This is a genomic window from Pseudomonas sp. NPDC085632 (genome assembly GCF_044541255.1).
Classification (GTDB): Bacteria; Pseudomonadota; Gammaproteobacteria; order Pseudomonadales; family Pseudomonadaceae; genus Aquipseudomonas.
Genome location: NZ_JBITSX010000101.1, coordinates 1 through 2,452, shown reverse-complemented (window position 1 = coordinate 2,452; position 2,452 = coordinate 1). Strand labels below are relative to the sequence as shown.

Below are 2,452 nucleotides of genomic sequence, written 5' to 3'. Positions count from 1 at the left end.
AAACTTGCAGGACTTCCTGCAAGTTTCGTGGGGCCCGGTGATGCCGGCCAACGAATCCTTCCAGATGATCGAAGCGACCAAGGGCATCAACAGTTATTACCTGACGAGCGACGGCGGCACCATGAGCTACCGTACCCGGATCCGCACTCCAAGCTTCCCGCATCTGCAACAGATCCCTTCGGTGATCAAAGGCAGCATGGTCGCGGACATGATTGCGTACCTGGGTAGTATCGATTTCGTTATGGCCGACGTGGACCGCTAAGCATGAACAGCACGCTTATCCAGACAGACCGTTTCACCCTCAGTGAAACCGAGCGCTCGGCCATCGAGCACGAGCTGCATCACTACGAAGACCCGCGCGCGGCGTCGATCGAAGCCCTGAAGATCGTTCAGAAAGAACGCGGCTGGGTGCCGGATGGCGCCTTGTACGCGATCGGCGAAATCCTCGGCATCCCGGCCAGCGACGTTGAAGGTGTGGCGACGTTCTATAGCCAGATTTTCCGTCAGCCGGTTGGCCGTCACATCATTCGCGTCTGCGACAGCATGGTCTGCTACATCGGCGGCCACGAGTCGGTGGTCAGCGAAATCCAGAACAATCTGGGCATCGGCCTGGGTCAGACCACCACCGACGGTCGTTTCACCCTGCTGCCGGTCTGCTGCCTCGGCAACTGCGACAAGGCACCGGCGCTGATGATCGACGACGACACCTTTGGTGATGTGCAGCCTGCTGGCGTCGCCAAACTGCTCGAGGGCTACGTATGACCCTGACATCTTTCGGTCCTGCCAACCGCATTCAGCGTTCGGCCGAGACTCACCCGCTGACCTGGCGTCTGCGTGACGACGGCGAAGCCGTGTGGCTCGACGAGTACCAGGCCAAGAACGGTTACGCCGCTGCGCGCAAAGCCTTCGCAGACATGGATCAGGACGCCATCGTCCAGACCGTGAAAGACGCCGGCTTGAAAGGTCGCGGCGGTGCAGGCTTCCCCACTGGCGTGAAGTGGGGCCTGATGCCCAAAGACGAATCCATCAACATCCGCTACCTGCTGTGCAACGCGGATGAGATGGAGCCGAACACCTGGAAAGACCGCATGCTGATGGAGCAACTGCCCATCTGCTGATCGAAGGCATGCTGATCAGTGCTCGCGCACTGAAAACCTACCGTGGCTACATCTTCCTGCGTGGCGAATACACCACCGCCGCCAAGCACCTCAACCGTGCCGTGGAAGAAGCCAAGGCTGCTGGCCTGCTGGGCAAGAACATTCTCGGCAGCGGCTTCGATTTCGAGCTGTTCGTCCACACCGGCGCCGGGCGTTATATCTGCGGTGAAGAAACCGCACTGATCAACTCCCTCGAAGGCCGCCGCGCCAACCCGCGCTCCAAGCCGCCCTTTCCTGCCGCCGTCGGCGTGTGGGGCAAACCGACTTGCGTGAACAACGTGGAAACCCTGTGCAACGTGCCGGCGATCATTGCCGACGGCGTTGACTGGTACAAATCGTTGGCGCGTGAAGGCAGCGAAGACATGGGCACCAAGCTCATGGGCTTCTCCGGCAAGGTCAAAAACCCGGGCCTGTGGGAGCTGCCATTCGGCGTCACCGGTCGCGAGTTGTTCGAAGACTACGCTGGCGGCATGCGCGACGGTTTCAAACTCAAGGCCTGGCAGCCAGGTGGCGCCGGTACCGGTTTCCTCCTGCCTGAGCACCTCGACGCGCAAATGTACGCCGGCGGCATCGCCAAAGTGGGCACCCGTATGGGTACCGGCCTGGCCATGGCGGTGGACGACAGCGTCAACATGGTCTCGTTGCTGCGCAACATGGAGCAGTTCTTCGCTCGCGAGTCGTGCGGTTTCTGCACCCCGTGCCGCGATGGTTTGCCATGGAGCGTCAAGCTCTTGATGGCCATCGAACAAGGCCGCGGTCAGCCAGGCGACATCGAGACCCTGCTGGGTCTGGTCAACTTCCTCGGCCCGGGCAAGACCTTCTGTGCTCACGCACCGGGTGCCGTGGAGCCGTTGGGCAGTGCCATCAAATACTTCCGTCCAGAGTTCGAAGCCGGTATCGCGCCAATCAGCGCCGCCGTCCCGCCTCTGGCAAGGCCGATCGTAATCGGCGCGTAAACGCTTAAAAAGGCGAAGGGTCCGTGCCCTTCGCCTTTCGTCCGATGACGCCTTTCGGGGCTGACTGGATTCGGACGGATAACAAGATTCCATTAGCCACGCCCGCTGACACCGGGCCAACGAAGACCTTTGAACCATGCCACTATCCACGTAGATGGCAAAGCGCTCGAAGTCGACGGGGCAGACAACCTGTTACAGGCATGTCTGTCGCTGGGCCTCGACATTCCATATTTCTGCTGGCACCCCGCGCTCGGTAGCGTCGGGGCTTGCCGCCAGTGCGCGGTCAAGCAGTACACCGACGAGAACGACACCCGTGGTCGCATCGTCATGTCCTGCATG

The 2,452-nt window shown here is 61.0% G+C and carries 2 protein-coding genes and 2 pseudogenes; all 4 read left to right on the top strand.

The features are described from left to right. Window positions 1-262, top strand: a pseudogene (locus tag ACIF4X_RS29115) (NADH-quinone oxidoreductase subunit C/D); the annotation flags it as partial. 2 nt (window positions 263-264) lie between these two features. Further along, window positions 265-762, top strand: a complete 498-nt coding sequence (nuoE, locus tag ACIF4X_RS29110; RefSeq protein WP_007920186.1) for an NADH-quinone oxidoreductase subunit NuoE — start codon at window positions 265-267, stop codon at window positions 760-762. Continuing rightward, window positions 759-2,113: pseudogene (gene nuoF, locus ACIF4X_RS29105) on the top strand (NADH-quinone oxidoreductase subunit NuoF). Before nuoE ends, nuoF begins: the two are co-directional and overlap by 4 nt. A 129-nt stretch (window positions 2,114-2,242) precedes the next feature. Next, a partial coding sequence (locus ACIF4X_RS29100) for a 2Fe-2S iron-sulfur cluster-binding protein (protein ID WP_397484680.1) occupies window positions 2,243-2,452 on the top strand: 210 nt, incomplete at its 3' end.